The sequence below is a fragment of the Allobrachymonas sp. genome (genome assembly GCF_041912815.1).
Taxonomy (GTDB): domain Bacteria; phylum Pseudomonadota; class Gammaproteobacteria; order Burkholderiales; family Burkholderiaceae_C; genus Brachymonas.
Genome location: NZ_JAYRLV010000001.1, coordinates 429,556 through 442,503 on the forward strand (window position 1 = coordinate 429,556; position 12,948 = coordinate 442,503).

Consider the following 12,948-nt stretch of genomic DNA (forward strand, 5'->3'; position numbering starts at 1 on the left):
AAAGGCTTTGCGGGCCACCACTTGCAGCCCATAGCAGAAGCGCTTTCGCATATACCCAAAAGCAATATGTTGCGCGCCTGATACATCTTCTGGTGCTTCGCCCCACTTTCGTCCATGGGCTTCCGTTTCCGACTTCGGGCGGCTTGCAGAATGCGCGCAAGTGCGCGCAGCGTCACGCATTTGGATTCTGTAACAGCTCTTGCAGCCTTCCCCGATCAGGGCCTACACGGCGCTTTGATATTTTAATAAATAATATAAAAACAACCCTTATGCTTGACTGGTAATTTTGACGCCTTCTACAATCGCGCCGAAATCCCTTCCACAAGCAGGAAGGCGCCGCTCCCTCCGGGGATCGGCATCCCGCCAGTCCGTGCATCGACTGGTCTGGAGGACACGCCTGGCACGCGGTATCGACCGCAGGCGCGCAGCTCTCCACCAGCCCGATGCCCCGGTCCCGCAGACCTCGCAGGTGTCTGCGCAGGCGCCACCGGAAGCCCTGTCCGCTCACAGCGCAGAGGCTCCGGGCATGTCCCGATCCGGCATGCGTTTCCCCAGGAGCCACGGCTCCCGCAAGCCCATGGGCCCTGAGGTCCATGTCCGACGAGAACAACAACCATGACCACTGCCTCTTCTGCCGTTCTGACAATGCCGCTTTCCGCTCCCGGAATGGATGCGCCATCCACCCCGTCCCGCAAGGACACCTCGCTGGCCCGCCGGCTGGCACGCGTGGGCTGGCTCATCACCCACAACGGCATGGCCATGGTCGGCATCGGTGTCGTGTCCGCTGCTGCGCTGCTCGCCACACAGCCGGGCTGGCGTGCCACGGCCGCCACCCACGCAATGGCCCTGCTCGAACCGCTGGCCACCCCCACAGACAGCCCATCCCCCTCGGATGCACAGATGGAAACGCCCCCCACGATCCAGCTCGCCCAGGCTCTTGCGGCCACCAGCGAGCAGCTGCAGGATGATGCGCCTGCCGCGGTGCTCACAGCCCGCCAGGCAGCCGTCACGCACTGGCTGGCCAGCAAATACCATGTCGCGCCCGAGCCTGTGGGGCTGCTGGTGCATGAAGCCTATGCCGTCGGCAAGCAGGAAGCCATCGATCCGGCCCTGCTGCTGGCCGTCATGGCCATCGAGTCGAGCTTCAATCCCTTTGCACAGAGCCATGTCGGCGCCCAGGGCCTGATGCAGGTGATGACCCACATCCACTCCGACAAATACGGCAGCTACGGGGGCGAGCAGGCTGCCTTCAATCCCCTGACCAATCTGCGTGTGGGGGCCAAGGTGCTCAAGGAAACCATTTCCCGCTCGGGAGGCACCCTGCGCGGCGGACTCAAATACTACGTGGGGGCAGCCAAACTGCCTGACGACCAGGGATATGGCGAGAAGGTGCTGCGCGAATATGCCCGCATCCGCGCCGTGGCCCGGGGACGCACCGTGGCCCACGATGCCCTCCTCCCGATTCCGGAAGAAGGACGCTCCCTCCGTCCCGCACAGACACAGGTCGCACATGCAGGCACCGCACCTGTCCATGCGGCGCCTGCCGTCGTGGCCTCGGCCCGGCATACCCCGCCCCATGCCGCAGCCCGCACTCCAGGCTCTTCGCATCCGGTCGAAGTGGCCGTGCTGCGCTCGCGGGCTGCCTCCGCTGGGCAGCAGCTCGCTGCTGCCACTCCCTCCCATGGTGTGGAAACCGGCGCAGCCGATGCCTCCACGATGACCGAGTGACGGATCGGCAGGTCATGCCTGCCATAGAAAAAATCCTCCCGCCGCGCACCCGACTCGCCACGCCGGCCCGCCAGCGGAGCCCGTCCATCGCTGGCTGTTGTTGGGCTTGGTGCCATCTTCCGCTACACTAACACCCGCGCACAACTGGCGATAGGCTGCCTTGCCGGCAGCTGACGTGGAGCCTCCAGCGGAACCGTGTTCCGCCTCATTCACCACGGGGAAGTGCGCCGCATGTCGTTGTCATGCCATGGCCCTGCGCCATCGTGCCACGTTGCGTTTACCCGCCGTTCGCCTGGGCAGCCTCCACACTGGAGGCGTCAACATCCTTTGACGAAAGCCTGCCATGTACCAGCGCAATATCCTCATCGAACAAACCGATCCCGAACTGTGGTCTGCCATCTGCGCCGAAAACCAGCGCCAGGAAGACCATATCGAGCTCATCGCAAGCGAGAACTATGCCTCCCCGGCCGTCATGGCCGCCCAGGGCACCCAGCTCACCAACAAGTACGCCGAGGGCTATCCCGGCAAGCGCTACTACGGCGGCTGTGAATTCGTCGACGTGGCCGAGCGCCTGGCCATCGAGCGCCTCAAGCAGCTCTTCGGTGCAGAAGCTGCCAACGTGCAGCCGCACTGCGGCGCCAGCGCCAACGAGGCCGTGTTCCTCGCATTCCTCAAGCCCGGTGACACCATTCTGGGCATGAGCCTGGCAGAAGGCGGCCACCTGACCCACGGCATGGCGCTCAACATGAGCGGCAAGTGGTTCAACGCGGTGAGCTATGGCCTCAACGCCCAGGAAGCCATCGACTACGACGAAATGGAGCGCAAGGCCCACGAGACCAAGCCCAGGCTCATCATTGCCGGCGCCAGCGCCTACTCGCTCGAAATCGACTTTGCCCGCTTCGCCAAGGTCGCCAAGGACGTCGGCGCCATCTTCATGGTCGACATGGCCCACTACGCCGGCCTGATCGCCGCTGGCCAGTATCCCAACCCGGTTCCCCATGCCGACGTGGTGACCTCCACCACCCACAAGAGCCTGCGCGGCCCGCGTGGCGGCTTCATCCTGATGAAGGCCGAGCACGAAAAGGCCATCAACAGCGCCGTGTTCCCCGGCCTGCAGGGCGGCCCGCTCATGCACGTCATCGCAGCCAAGGCCGTGGCCTTCAAGGAGGCCCTGGCTCCCGAGTTCAAGGACTATGCCGTTCAGGTCAAGAAGAACGCCCAGGTCATCGCAGAAACCCTGACCGCACGCGGTCTGCGCATCGTCAGCGGCGGCACGCAGAGCCACGTGATGCTGGTCGATCTGCGCAGCAAGGGCATTACCGGCAAGGAAGCCGAAGCCGTGCTGGGCGAAGCCCACATGACCATCAACAAGAACGCCATCCCGAACGATCCTGAAAAGCCGTTCGTGACCAGCGGCATCCGCATCGGCACTCCGGCCATGACCACCCGTGGCTTCAAGGAAGAAGAAGCCCGCGCCACGGCCAACCTGATTGCCGATGTGCTCGACAACCCGCGCGATCCGGCCCATATTGCGGCTGTGCGCGAGAAGGTGCAGGCCCTGACGAGCCGCTTCCCGGTCTACCGCTGACCCCCGGCCGGCAACGGGGGCGGACGTCTTTCCCTGCTGAAAGATGTCCGGTTACCCCCGAAGCTGGAACCTATCGCCACATACAAGAACCGCTGCCTGGTCCAGACGACCGGCAGCGGTTTTTTGGTGTGGGGGAGAAGCTTCCGTCAGAACACCAGAGTCCGCCAGCGGCGATCGGCAGCCCGGACCATGTACTGCACGGCTCCGCCATGGCCCCGGCACTCCGGTATCAGCGCTTCGAGCGTGAGCCCCTGCGCACGCAAGGCATCGCTGCATGCCATAAACCGCACCCCCTGCTCCACCGCCTCGTGCATGGCCGTGGCCACGTCCTTGGCGTGGTATGCCGCCCGCAGCCCCTCGGCCACCCCGGGCACCAGAAGACGCACACTGGCGGCCGTGAAGTACATTTCCACCGGCACCTCCATGGCGGCAGCCGCTGCCGCGAAGAAGAAGGGGGTATGCAGCAGCTCTGGCCGGCTGGCGTCTGCCGCCCAGAGCAGGATGGCCACGCCCTCCACCGCCTGTCCTTCGTCCACGAATCCCGTCATCGCTGCACTCCTTCAGCGCGTCTGGGCGCGTTCGAGCCAGGCATGGTGCTCCATGGCTGCCATCACCGCGTGCCCATGCACCAGCTGTGCTGTGTCTGCCGCCCAGTCGGTGGGGCGCAGGCGCACGAGCCAGCCCTTGCCATAGGGGTCGCGGTGCACGAGCTCTGGGGCGTCTTCGAGCAGCGGATTGACTTCCGTGATCACGCCACTCACGGGCGACTTGACCGACACGATGGACTTGGCCAGTTCCACCACAGCCACCGAGCCCCCCTGCACGATGCCGCTGCCCGCCCGCTTGGGCCGGCACATGTAGATATCGCCCGCCAGGCGGATGCCCAGCGCCGTGATGCCGATGCGCACATGTCCATCGTCCTCGGGAGACGCCCAGGTCTGATGGGGCACGAAGTAATGCAGTGCATCGGGAAACTCCAGGCCGCAGGCTTGCATGAAGGTCACTCCAGGAATCGGGGATGAAACAGGGGCCGCGCGCATGGGCCGGGCGCCAGTGTAGCGCGGCCGGCTCCACCGGGCATGCGCCTGCCCGGCAAGTCCCCTGCCATGCCCGTCACTGCACGCTTCCGATGTCGGAACCCGGGCCCTTATCGGTCGGCGCCCCCCTCGTCCAGCAGCGTCCGGGCAGCCTCGGTAATGGCCACCACTCCACGATGGGTGATGCGGCGTTCGATGGACAAGGCGTAGTAGTCCTCCTGCACCCCGGTGGCGATCCCTACACAGCACAAACCGGACTGCCGTTCGAGCACCTGCCCCACCACCGCCGGCGCAAGGCAGAAGCCCTGGTCACGCTCGGCAAAAGCCTGTGCCAGTGCGGCATCATCGAATTCGCCCACCACCTGCGGCTGCACCCCCGTCCGGGCCAGCCATGCACGCAGCAGGGGACGGGTGGCTGCCGCAGCACCGGGCACCAGGAGCGGAGCCCCGTCGAGACAGTCCGGAAACGCTCCCGGATGAGCCGCCCTCACCCGGGGACTGGCAAAGAATGCCAGATGCGAGCGCCCCAGGCGGTGTGCATAGGCCCGCACGCTCACTGCAGCAGGCACCGGCTGGTCGGCCAGCACCAGATCGAGCTCATGCAGGGCCAGCGCCGACAGCAGCCGCTCCAGGGGGCCTTCGCGGCAGATGAGCCGGACCGGGTCGGACAGCGTCAGTGCCGGCTCCAGCAGCCGGAAGGCCACGGTCTTGGCCAGACTGTCCGACACCCCCACACGCAGCTCCGGAGTGCGCCCCTGCTCTCGCTGGTCGCGCAGCACGGCCTCCAGCTCGGCCCCGGTGGTGAAGATGTCCTGCGCATACCGCAGCACCATGCGGCCCGTATCCGTGAGCTGCAGGGAGCGGCCCACCCGCGCGAAGAGCTCAACCCCGAGCCGCTCCTCCAGTTCGGCGAGCTGCATGCTGATCGCCTGCGGGCTGACATGCAGCACCCGGCTCGCGCGCGTCACGCCGCCCAGCTCGGCCACCTGCTGGAAGTAGTGGAGATGCTTGAAGTTGATCATGGGTAATCGTCAATTTATATTGAATAAACATCGTAAATTTTAGAATTTACTTGATGAATGTCGATTCCTAGAATGGCTTCCAGCATGTCTTGCCCAGTCAGGCCCTGCTCCCTCTGTACGGAAAAGCGCAAACCTGCTTTTGCCGGCGTTCCGTCTCCTTCTGTTGCCCATTGATGCTCTCTGCCATGGAATTTCTGCTCGACCCCCAGCTCTGGATGGCTTTTGCCATGCTCACCGCACTCGAAATCGTGCTTGGTGTGGACAACATCATTTTTCTGTCGGTGCTGGTCGGCCGGCTGCCGGTTGCCGTGCGCAATCGGGCCCGGCGACTCGGACTGGCCTTTGCCATGGTCACGCGCATCCTGCTGCTGTTCTCGCTGAGCTGGGTCATGGGGCTTACCCGGGATCTGTTCACGCTGGCGGGACATGGCATCAGCGGGCGCGACCTGGTGCTGCTCGGCGGCGGACTCTTCCTGCTCTACAAGGCAGCCCACGAGATCTTCGTGGAGGTGGAGGCGCGCGAGGAGGCCATTCCGGCCGAGGTGCAGGGCGACGGGCGCATCCTGCGCGAAACCGGCGGACGCGTGTTCTGGACCGTGATTGCACAGATTGCGGTGATCGACATCGTGTTCTCGCTTGATTCGGTCATCACGGCTGTGGGCATGGTCAACCACATCGGCGTCATGGTGGCTGCCGTCGTGTGCTCGGTCGGGGTGATGATGTTCGCCGCAGCCCCCATCGGGGAGTTCGTGGACCGGCATCCTTCGGTGAAAGTGCTGGCGCTGGCGTTTCTGGTCATGGTGGGCATGGCCCTTACGGCCGAAGCCTTCGATGTCCACATGCCCAAGGGTTACCTCTACGCCGCCATGGCATTCTCGCTGACGGTGGAAATGCTCAACATCCGTGCCCGCGGCAAGCGCCGTCCCGCCGCACTGGCCCTCCTGCCGATGCCTGGCGATCGGCCGGCCAGCCCTGCCTCCGATCATTGAGCTGCTGCATGCACGTTCAGCTGCCCTGGGTGGCGGAAGGGAACAGGAGTCGGACCTGCCCGGCAGCGCATGGCGCCACCCACCGGGTTTGAAGCCCGGCCGACCCACCGGGGTCGTTTCCCTTCCTTCATGAAACTGCCACGATCGGACTGCTTCCTGTGCAGCTCAGACCGGTGCTTCGCTCTCCTCCAGCACGGGGCTATCGGTGCGCAGCCTGTGCACATCGCCCACCCGGCGCAGGATGCCGATGCGGTCGAAGTATTCGAGAATCTGGATGGCACGCTTGCGGCCCAGCCCTGTGGCATCGCGAAAATCCGCAGCCAGAATCTCCCCCTGGTGACGCGTGGCCACCTCCTGGGCCCTGCGTGCCAGGGACCGTATGGTAGCGGGTGCGAAGCAAAGATCCTTGACCACCTGGTGCAATTCCCCACGCCGCGCCATGCGAATCAGGGTCGAGCGCAGCAGGGGCTCGGGTTCGCCGATGCGGGCCGCCAGATCGCGCACCCAGATGCCGTCGAACGCGGCCTGTTCGAGCCAGGGGGTCACCTTCTGCGACAGGCGCTGCTCGGCAGCGGACAGACGCACCCCATGCTCCGGCAGGTGCACGAAGGCGCCCTGCCCTACCAGCACGCCCGTCTGCATCCAGCGCGCCAGCAGGGCCTGCCACAAGGGATCGGGCAGACGCGGCAGGGCCAGTCGCCGCAGGCGCGAGGAGGCTGGCCCCAGTTCATCGGGCTGCTGATGGTGAAATTCAGCCAGCACCTTCACCACGGTAGCCCGTGCCTGCTCCATGGCGGAAGCACCCATGGCCCAGGTGCCCTGCGCGTCCCGGTACACGAGCGCATCGGCGGGCACCCTGGGCGTGTTCAGGAGCCCATGCGCCCGACGGAATCGCTCCAGATCGACGCCATGGGGAGCGAGCGTCAGCAAAAGAGCGAGCATCTGGTCCGCCTGGGGAGCCTGGGCGGCCTCCAGTTCGGCCAGCCGCTGGGGGGTACGCCGATAGCGTACCGGTGCAAAGGGATCGAGCACCGTGCCTCCCGCGAGAGTGCGTGTGGCGGAACCGTCCCGCAGTACCACTCGGTCTCCATGCCAGGCCCCGATGGGGCGACGTGTGACGATCTGCACGCAGGCAGACTGTCCGGGCGCCAGCACGTCCCGATCCAGAATCGCCACCGTGGCAGGTACCGCGCAGGCCCCCAGGTGCAGGGTGACCGGGCTTCCGGAACGCAGGGGGTTGGATTCCTCGTGCCACAGGGTCAGCCGTGCATCGACACGCTGGGAGGCATGGGCGAGCATGGGCGACACGAGCCAGTCTCCGCGTGCAATCGCATCGCGGTCCACCCCCACCACGGCCACGGCACAGCGCTGTCCGGCATGGGCTTCGTCCACGGGCTGGTTCTGCGCATGCAGGCTGCGCACCCGCACGGTCTTCTGTGCGGGAACCAGCGTGAGCGTGTCGCCCACGCGGACCCGCCCTCGATGCACAGTGCCTGTCACCACGGTGCCGGCACCGGTGAGCGTGAATGCGCGATCGATGGCGAGCCGAAAGCCCTGTTCAGGCTCCGGCTCCGCACACGGTGCCGCCGCACCGCCGGTCTGCCGCGTGGCACGGTCCCGTGCAAGCGCAGCCAGCGACTCGCGCAACGCAGCCACCCCTGCCCCGGTGGCGGCAGAGACGACATGGATGGGGGCGTCCTGCAGGGGAGTCTGTGCCATCAGTGCCTGCACCTCCTGCCGCACGGCCTCGATCCGTGCCGCATCGACACGATCGGCCTTGGTGATGACGACGGCTCCCGAAGTCAAGCCCAGCAGCGACAGCACTGCCAGATGCTCCCGCGTCTGGGGCATGACGCCGTCATCGGCCGCTACCAGCAGCAGGGCATGGTCGATGCCGGTCGCTCCTGCCAGCATGGTGTGCACCAGACGCTCGTGGCCTGGCACGTCGATGAATCCGATGCGCTCGGCCAGGCCCGGAACCTCCATGAATGCATAGCCCAGCTCGATGCTGATGCCGCGCCGACGTTCCTCTGGCAGGCGGTCGGTATCGACGCCGGTGAGCGCACGCACCAGCGTGGTCTTGCCGTGGTCGATATGGCCTGCGGTGCCCACGATCATGCGAGCGCCTCCCGCAGCTGTGCGAGCTGCGACACCAGCAGATCCGGCACTTCGAGGCAACGCAGGTCGAGCACCAGCCGATCCTCGGCAATGCGCCCGATCACCGGCAGGGGCAGACGTCTCAGGGCCGATGCCAGGAGCTCCAGCGCACGCCCGCCGCCCTGCCGTGACAGCGGAGCCAGCGTCAGCCCCGCCGAAGGCAGCGATTCCACCGGCAGCGAACCGGAGCCGATCTGTCCCTTCAGCTCTGCCACCTCCACCACATACCGCCCCTGCACCGCCTGCGCCACCAGAGGCTGCAGCACCTGTGCCATGGCACGGATATCGTCCACAGAACGCGTGAGCAGACGAAGCGTGGGCAGATCACGCGTTAGCCGCTCGGGACGCAGATACAGCTGCAGAGTCGCTTCCAGCGCGGCCAGAGGCAGCTTGCTCATGCGCAGGGCGCGCTTCATGGGGTGCCTGCGAATGCGTTCGACCAGATCGCGCCGTCCCACGATGAGCCCCGCCTGTGGTCCCCCCAGCAGCTTGTCGCCACTGAAGGTCACCACGTCGCAGCCTGCAGCGAGCATTTCCTGCACCAGCGGTTCCCGAGGCAGGCCATGATCGGCCAGGTCGATGAGCGAACCACTGCCGAGATCGCTCACCAGCGGCACCCCCCGGGCACGGGCCAGAACCGCCAGTTCTGCCTCGGGCACCGCCTTGGTAAACCCCTGAATCGCGTAGTTGCTGGTGTGGACCTTCATGAGCAGGGCCGTTTCCGCTCCGATGGCCGCCTCGTAATCACGCAGATGGGTGCGGTTGGTCGTTCCTACCTCGACCAGCTGGGCGCCGGCGCTCTCCATCACGTCGGGCATGCGAAAGGCGCCCCCGATCTCGACCAGCTCTCCGCGCGACAGCACCACCTCGCGCCCGCGTGCCAGCGCCGCGAGCGTCAGCAGCACGGCGGCGGCATTGTTGTTGACCACGGTGGCGGCCTCTGCCCCGGTGAGGCGGCACAGCAGGGATTCGATCAGGCTGTCGCGATCCCCCCGTCCACCGGCAGCAAGGTCGTATTCCAGATTGTTCGGGCTCGCCATCAGGGTCTGCAGATGCGCGAGTGCCGCCTCGGGGAGCAGGGCCCGACCCAGATTGGTGTGAATGACAGTCCCTGTGAGATTGAGCACCCCCCGCATGCGGGGAGCCAATGCAGCCACCACCTGTCCTCGCACGCCGACCGTCCAGCGGGATGGCGTCATGTCGCTGCGCAGCACCTGCCCCTGCAGCACACGGGCCCGCAGTGCGTCGAGCCAGCTGCGGGTCTCCGCCGCCACCAGGGTGTGCCCGTGTTCGGTCACGAGCGCCGCCACTTCGGGCAGATGGAGCAGGCGGTCCACCGACGGCAGATCGCGGGCCTGTGCCAGCTCCGCTGCGCCCTGCATGGGCTCGGTCGACGAAGCCAGGCTCATGGGGCAGTCCCGGCAGTTCCGTTTGTCACGGGAGCCTCAGGACCGTCTTCTGCCGCTTGGGAGGCTGCAGCGGCCGCAGATTCCGCATCCGGTTCAGCATCCCCGAACATCAGCATGAAATTCACCCCCTGCCGTTCCACGCCAGTCTCGCCGATGAGCAGATCGAGCGTGACCGAGGCCAGGTCATCGGCCACTGGTTCCACCATCGGATCGCGATCGGCATGCAGCAGCTTGAGATAGTGCCCGCAGGACTCGCAGGTTTCTGCCTGGATGACGGCATGGGTCGCGGCTTCTCGCGCATCGTCTTCAGCATCGTCCTCGCTCTGCCCGGGGAGCACCCGCGACAGAGACTGGTAGACCAGCCCCTTGGTGGTATGGCAGTGCGTGCAGGTGATGCGCACCATGTGCCACTCGGTGCCACACAGGCTGCAGTGCAGATAGCGCTGCCCCGCATGGTCGCCCCCGGCCTTGACGATGCTGTCGGTCGGCCGACTGCCACAGCAAGGACAGACACTGGCATCGTCGATGCGGCCAAAGGCGGTCGGCTGCCCCGGGGGCAGTTCCACGGCCTGAACGGCCCGCACGAGGTGCGTCCAGTACACCTGCAGGGCAGCTCCGATGAGCGGGGCTGCCGCCACATCCAGCCCGGTGGAAATTCCGTTGAGCAGACGGTCTGCCTGTGTCTCAAGCCACTCACCAGAGGCCTGCTCCAGCGTCTTCAGGGCCGAAAGTGCCGCCTCGGGCGCCTTGTGCGACAGAGCATGCGCCATGTCGCGCACACAGGCCTGCCAGGCTGGATCACGCGGCCAGTGCGCCGCAGGCAGAGGGGGCTGCCCGAACAGGGCTGCCTGCCGGAGAGCCTCGGCATCCGGCAGGGGCACTGCCGGAAAGCGGTCCAGTGCCTCCTGCTGAAGGTGGGCGATGTCCGCCACGAACCGCAGGAAGTCCCCCATGGGGTGACCGGCAGCAAGCTGGCGCAGGCGCATCTCCCGCTCGGCAAAGCAGGTCGAGGCTTCAGGCAGGATCAGAAAGCCGGGTTCACGAGGCTCGCGCGCAGCAATATCCTCTGCGGCAGGATGGGACGAAGAAAGCGGGGAACTCATGAACGGCAGAATACTACAGACAGTCTTCCGCCCCGGAACCCGGGGATAAGGAAAACGGCAAGGAAAAAGACACACAAAGAAAAGGACCGCTCTGCACACCCGCAGGGGCAGCTGTCACTCAGCCCCACTCCGGTGCCTCGGGTCTTTCAGGGGGGGGGCATGCAGGCACCCAGCCCGACCACGGTCGATCGCGAAGCAGGAGGATGCCTTCAACCATGCGGATCCTGCCGGCACCTGCACCCATGCATGGCGCATGCACGGCGCAGACCGTGCACGAAGGAGACCGGCCAGACGCCGCCCCTCCGTGCATCGGCATCACTTGTCGGCCTGTGCGGCCGGGTCGTTGGCCACCTTGCGGTACCAGAGGTAATGGTTCTGCTTGGCCCACCCCGACGACACCGTCCCCTGCGTCATGGCACGGACAGTGCCCTTCACCCACAGCGCAGCATAGATGTGGATCACCACCGTCAGGGAGATCAGAAAGGCAGCCACCGCATGCACCAGCACGGCGAGCCGCTGCACAGGGATCGGAACCGCATGGGCGAACCAGGCCTGCCAGAACAGCACGCCCGTCACGAACAGCAGCAGCAGACACACGAATGTGCCCCAGAACACCCCCTTCTGCCCCGCGTTGTACTTGCCCACGGGAGGCATGGCGGCCTGGTTGCCGGCCAGCATGTCCGAGGAATGCTTTACCCATTCCCAATCGCTGCGCACCGGCACGTTGTCGCGCCAGAAACGGACGAACATGAACAGAAAGGCCACAAACACGCAGATGCCGAAATACGGATGCACGATGCGCGTCCACTGCGGCCCACCGAACAGGTTGGTGAGCGGGAACAGATTGGGATGGAACAGGGCCAGCCCCGAGAACCCGGCCATGCCGAACAGGATCACCATGATCCAGTGGTTGAAGCGCGTCAGGCCGTTGTGACGGAGAAAGTAGCGTTTCATTCGTTGCCTCCTTCCTTGGGATGGGCAGGGATGACCTGGACCAGCTCGCCATCGGCGCGTCGAATCGGATCGGGCACATCGTCCTCATCCTCGGGGGCCTCCTCGGGGCCTACCTTGACATAGTGGAAGAATCCCGTCACGGCCGCGCCGATCATCGCGGCCAGGGCAATCGGCTTGGCCAGCCCCTTCCACAGCGCCACCAGCGGGCTGATGCGCGGCTCACTGGGAAGGCCGCTGTACAGCTCTGGCTGATCCGCATGCTGCAGCACGTACATGACGTGGGTGCCGCCCACGCCTTCGGGGTTGTAGACCCCGGCCTGGCCAAAGCCGCGCTCCTTCAGATCCTGCACACGCGTCTCGCCGAAGGCCAGCATGTCGGTCTTGGCACCGAAGCGGATGGCCCCGGTCGGACAGGTCTTCACGCACGCAGGCTCCAGCCCCACGGTCACGCGGTCTGCGCACAGCGAACACTTGTAGGCGCGGTGGTCCTTCTCGCTGATGCGGGGCACATCGAAGGGGCATCCCTTGATGCAGTAGCCGCAACCGATGCAGTTCTCGCTGATGAAGTCCACGATGCCGTTGCTGTACTTCACGATGGCCCCGGGCGAAGGGCAGGCCTTCAGGCAGCCCGGGTCCTCGCAGTGCATGCAGCCGTCCTTGCGGATCAGCCATTCGAGCCGGCCCTTCTCCACTTCCACTTCGGAGAAGCGCATCACGGTCCAGGCCTCCGGCCCCAGATCGGCCGGATTGTCGTACACCCCCACGTTCACCCCCACGGGCGGACGCAGGTCGTTCCACTCCATGCACGCCGACTGGCAGGCCTTGCAGCCGATGCAGCTGGAGACGTCGATGAGCTTGGCGACTTCAGGGATGGCATTGCGCACCTGCGGCGTCGGCGTGGTCGTGGCCGAGCGCTTGGCAATGTCGAGGGATTGCAAAGATGACATGTCACAACTCTCCT

General features: G+C 65.8%; 11 protein-coding genes, 1 tRNA gene and 1 riboswitch. Of the genes, 3 read left to right on the forward strand and 9 right to left on the reverse strand.

Translation table 11 applies throughout. The features are described 5' to 3' along the window. The first annotated feature begins 615 nt into the window (after positions 1-615). Together ACE3P9_RS02000 and glyA are read left to right on the forward strand one after the other, a co-directional pair. Positions 616-1,728, forward strand: coding sequence for a transglycosylase SLT domain-containing protein (locus ACE3P9_RS02000; RefSeq protein ID WP_374491421.1), 1,113 nt, complete (start codon positions 616-618; stop codon positions 1,726-1,728). A gap of 130 nt (positions 1,729-1,858) precedes the next feature. After that, a riboswitch (ZMP/ZTP riboswitch) is annotated at positions 1,859-2,033 on the forward strand. Between the two features lie 38 nt (positions 2,034-2,071). Beyond that, positions 2,072-3,316, forward strand: coding sequence for a serine hydroxymethyltransferase (glyA, locus tag ACE3P9_RS02005; protein WP_374491423.1), 1,245 nt, complete (start codon positions 2,072-2,074; stop codon positions 3,314-3,316). Between the two features lie 146 nt (positions 3,317-3,462). Here the strand turns inward: glyA and ACE3P9_RS02010 are convergent, their stop codons facing one another. The 3 genes from ACE3P9_RS02010 to ACE3P9_RS02020 form a co-directional block, all read right to left on the reverse strand. Next, positions 3,463-3,864 (reverse strand): DsrE family protein, encoded by a 402-nt coding sequence (locus ACE3P9_RS02010; RefSeq protein ID WP_374491425.1) that lies wholly within the window; start codon positions 3,862-3,864, stop codon positions 3,463-3,465. A 12-nt stretch (positions 3,865-3,876) separates the two neighbouring features. Beyond that, on the reverse strand, positions 3,877-4,311 hold the full coding sequence (locus tag ACE3P9_RS02015; RefSeq protein WP_374491427.1) for a glycine cleavage system protein H: 435 nt from the start codon (positions 4,309-4,311) through the stop codon (positions 3,877-3,879). Positions 4,312-4,463: 152 nt separating this feature from the next. Then, a complete protein-coding gene (locus tag ACE3P9_RS02020) occupies positions 4,464-5,375 on the reverse strand; it encodes a LysR family transcriptional regulator (protein ID WP_374491429.1) in 912 nt (303 codons plus the stop codon). Between the two features lie 185 nt (positions 5,376-5,560). Between ACE3P9_RS02020 and ACE3P9_RS02025 the strand changes: the two genes are divergently transcribed. After that, entirely contained in the window at positions 5,561-6,364 is an 804-nt protein-coding gene (locus ACE3P9_RS02025) for a TerC family protein (RefSeq protein WP_374491431.1), read from the forward strand. Positions 6,365-6,394: 30 nt separating this feature from the next. On the opposite strand, the gene ACE3P9_RS02030 is transcribed toward ACE3P9_RS02025, so the two are convergent. The 6 genes from ACE3P9_RS02030 to fdxH form a co-directional block, all read right to left on the reverse strand. Next, positions 6,395-6,490 (reverse strand) — tRNA-Sec (locus tag ACE3P9_RS02030). A 39-nt stretch (positions 6,491-6,529) separates the two neighbouring features. Beyond that, the gene (gene selB / locus ACE3P9_RS02035) at positions 6,530-8,482 is read right to left on the reverse strand and encodes a selenocysteine-specific translation elongation factor (RefSeq protein ID WP_374491433.1); all 1,953 of its coding nucleotides are present in this window, start codon (positions 8,480-8,482) and stop codon (positions 6,530-6,532) included. Further along, positions 8,479-9,930, reverse strand: coding sequence for an L-seryl-tRNA(Sec) selenium transferase (selA, locus tag ACE3P9_RS02040; protein WP_374491435.1), 1,452 nt, complete (start codon positions 9,928-9,930; stop codon positions 8,479-8,481). The genes selB and selA overlap by 4 nt, the downstream gene beginning before the upstream one ends. Further along, positions 9,927-11,033: a formate dehydrogenase accessory protein FdhE gene (fdhE, locus tag ACE3P9_RS02045; protein WP_374491436.1), complete on the reverse strand. Its 1,107-nt coding sequence runs from the start codon at positions 11,031-11,033 to the stop codon at positions 9,927-9,929. The genes selA and fdhE overlap by 4 nt, the downstream gene beginning before the upstream one ends. Positions 11,034-11,348: 315 nt before the next feature. Next, a complete protein-coding gene (locus tag ACE3P9_RS02050) occupies positions 11,349-11,987 on the reverse strand; it encodes a formate dehydrogenase subunit gamma (protein ID WP_374491438.1) in 639 nt (212 codons plus the stop codon). Next, positions 11,984-12,934 carry a formate dehydrogenase subunit beta gene (gene fdxH, locus ACE3P9_RS02055; protein ID WP_374491440.1) on the reverse strand — a complete coding sequence of 317 codons (951 nt, stop codon included), beginning with the start codon at positions 12,932-12,934 and terminating at the stop codon, positions 11,984-11,986. Before fdxH ends, ACE3P9_RS02050 begins: the two co-directional genes overlap by 4 nt. Positions 12,935-12,948: the final 14 nt, after the last annotated feature.

Bases quoted from the DNA above. Each gene is read 5' to 3' on its own strand.
- ACE3P9_RS02050 (WP_374491438.1), bottom strand. From the start codon at position 11,987: ATGAAACGCTACTTTCTCCGTCACAACGGCCTGACGCGCTTCAACCAC.
- fdxH (WP_374491440.1), bottom strand. From the start codon at position 12,934: ATGTCATCTTTGCAATCCCTCGACATTGCCAAGCGCTCGGCCACGACC.
- ACE3P9_RS02000 (WP_374491421.1), top strand. From the start codon at position 616: ATGACCACTGCCTCTTCTGCCGTTCTGACAATGCCGCTTTCCGCTCCC.
- ACE3P9_RS02020 (WP_374491429.1), bottom strand. From the start codon at position 5,375: ATGATCAACTTCAAGCATCTCCACTACTTCCAGCAGGTGGCCGAGCTG.
- ACE3P9_RS02010 (WP_374491425.1), bottom strand. From the start codon at position 3,864: ATGACGGGATTCGTGGACGAAGGACAGGCGGTGGAGGGCGTGGCCATC.
- ACE3P9_RS02015 (WP_374491427.1), bottom strand. From the start codon at position 4,311: ATGCAAGCCTGCGGCCTGGAGTTTCCCGATGCACTGCATTACTTCGTG.
- selA (WP_374491435.1), bottom strand. From the start codon at position 9,930: ATGAGCCTGGCTTCGTCGACCGAGCCCATGCAGGGCGCAGCGGAGCTG.
- fdhE (WP_374491436.1), bottom strand. From the start codon at position 11,033: ATGAGTTCCCCGCTTTCTTCGTCCCATCCTGCCGCAGAGGATATTGCT.
- selB (WP_374491433.1), bottom strand. From the start codon at position 8,482: ATGATCGTGGGCACCGCAGGCCATATCGACCACGGCAAGACCACGCTG.
- ACE3P9_RS02025 (WP_374491431.1), top strand. From the start codon at position 5,561: ATGGAATTTCTGCTCGACCCCCAGCTCTGGATGGCTTTTGCCATGCTC.
- glyA (WP_374491423.1), top strand. From the start codon at position 2,072: ATGTACCAGCGCAATATCCTCATCGAACAAACCGATCCCGAACTGTGG.